Here is a 1,993-nt window from a genome sequence, read left to right on the forward strand (position 1 = left end):
CCGATACCATCGTCATCGACAGCGGCTCGGTGACGAGCGAGGTACTGGACAGCGGCTTTAATGGAAGGGTCTCGCTGGCCGATGGCGCCATCGATCTCAACCTCAGGGCGGTTGCGGCTTCCGCGGCACTGCCGGCGGCAGTGCGCGGCGTGCTCGCCGAGCGGACGCAGCTCAGCGCGGCACTGAAGCGCGACGCCAACGGCAATGTCACCGCCAACGCGATCAGGCTGGTATCAGGTGCATTCAGCGCCGACGGGCAGGCCAGCCTCGCCGACAACCAACTCGCCGTCGACGTCAAGGGCGCGCTGGCCGACATCTCGCTTCTGTCCGGGGATGCCAAGGGCGCCATAACGTTCGCGCTGAAAGCGCAGGGCGCCGGTACAGCGCCGGACCTGTCGCTGACGGTCGACAGCGACCGGCTTTCGGTGGCGGCGCGAGAAGTCACCGGGCTAAAGCTCACCGCGACGGGGAAGGGCGACATCGCCAGCCCGGCGGCCGATATCTCGCTCACCGGATCCGTCAATGACGAGCCACTCGATTTCAAGGCGTCGCTGGTAACGCGGCAGGGAAAGCGGTCCATAGACGGACTAAGCCTGTCACTGGGCGACAACAAAGTTTCGGGCGACCTTGCTCTCGACGATAGATTCCTGCCGCTCGGCACGGTGGCGCTGGATCTACCCGATATCAGTCCGCTCGCAGCCTTGGCGCTGGAAAAAGCTAACGGCGACGTGCGTGGCACGATCGCCTTCTCGAAGACCGGCAATGCGCCTGATGTCACGATCAAGGCTTCGACGGCTTCGATTTCACGCGGCGATGTTTCGGCAAAGACGGTCACCATCGATGCGCTGATCGCCAACTATCTCGCCGCACCGGTGATCTCCGGAAAAATCCTTGCCGACAGCGTCACCTCCGGCGGCACCGTCATTCGCGGCATCGATGTCGATCTCAAGCGTGACGGCGACTGGACAGGCTTTTCCGGCGGCGCCACCGTCAAGGACATTCCGGCCAGGGCCGAAGGCAGGGTGAAGATCGCCGACGGCACGACAAGTGTCGAGATCGCCTCGGGCGAAGCGACAATTCGCGGCATCAAGGCGGCGGTCGCGCAGCCATCGAGCTTAAGCATCGCCAATGGCATGGCCAGTATTGAGAAGCTGATGCTCGATGTCGGCGGCGGATCGGTGACCGTGTCCGGCACCGCCGGCCCGACGCTCGACCTCGCGGCGGAGTTTTCCGCACTGCCGGCCGGCCTTGCCAATGATTTTTCACCCGGCCTCGACGCCGCGGGCACGCTCGGCGGAACAGCGCAAGTGACGGGACCGTCGGCAGCCCCCGACATTCGTTTCAGTGCGCAGCTCAGCGGCGCCGAGACCAGCCAGACCCGCCAGGCGGGGCTCGGGCCGCTCAACCTCGATGCGGCAGGCAGTTTGTCCTCCGCCGGCGGCGTCACCATCGACCACGCGATGCTTGCCGGTGACAAAATTTCCGGCAAGGCCGCCGGCACCATCAATCCGAACGGCGCCAGCGATTTTGCGCTCGACCTGGCCTCGACCGGCCCGAGCCTGCCGCTGGCGCTTGGCAGCACCGAGAGCCCGATCAATCTCGAGTTGCAGGCGCTGTCGGTGGAGGTCGCGGGGCAGGGCATGCAATCGACGCTGAATATCTCCGCGACACTGCCGTCGGTCGCCACCAACCTCGCCAAGGCCGAAGGCATCGCGCTTGCGCTCCATTCCGACGCCTTCGATCTGAAGGGCCGGACAGGGCCGATCTCCGGCACGGTGACGGCGGACAAGATCGGCCTGGACAATCCGACCATCGCGCCGCTGCTCGCCGGAAAGATCACTGCCAAGGTCGCCGGCGATCTCGCTACCGATACCATCGTCATCGACAGCGGCTCGGTGACGAGCGAGGTACTGGACAGCGGCTTTAATGGAAGGGTCTCGCTGGCCGATGGCGCCATCGATCTCAACCTCAGGGCGGTTGCGGCTTCCGCGGC

1 pseudogene is annotated in these 1,993 nt (G+C 65.4%); it reads left to right on the forward strand.

Annotated features, from left to right (window positions below):
* A pseudogene (locus tag EOA85_RS33830) lies at window positions 1-1,993 on the forward strand (translocation/assembly module TamB); the annotation flags it as partial.

This window comes from Mesorhizobium sp. M5C.F.Ca.IN.020.29.1.1 (genome assembly GCF_003997375.1).
Taxonomy (GTDB): Bacteria; Pseudomonadota; Alphaproteobacteria; order Rhizobiales; family Rhizobiaceae; genus Mesorhizobium; species Mesorhizobium wenxiniae.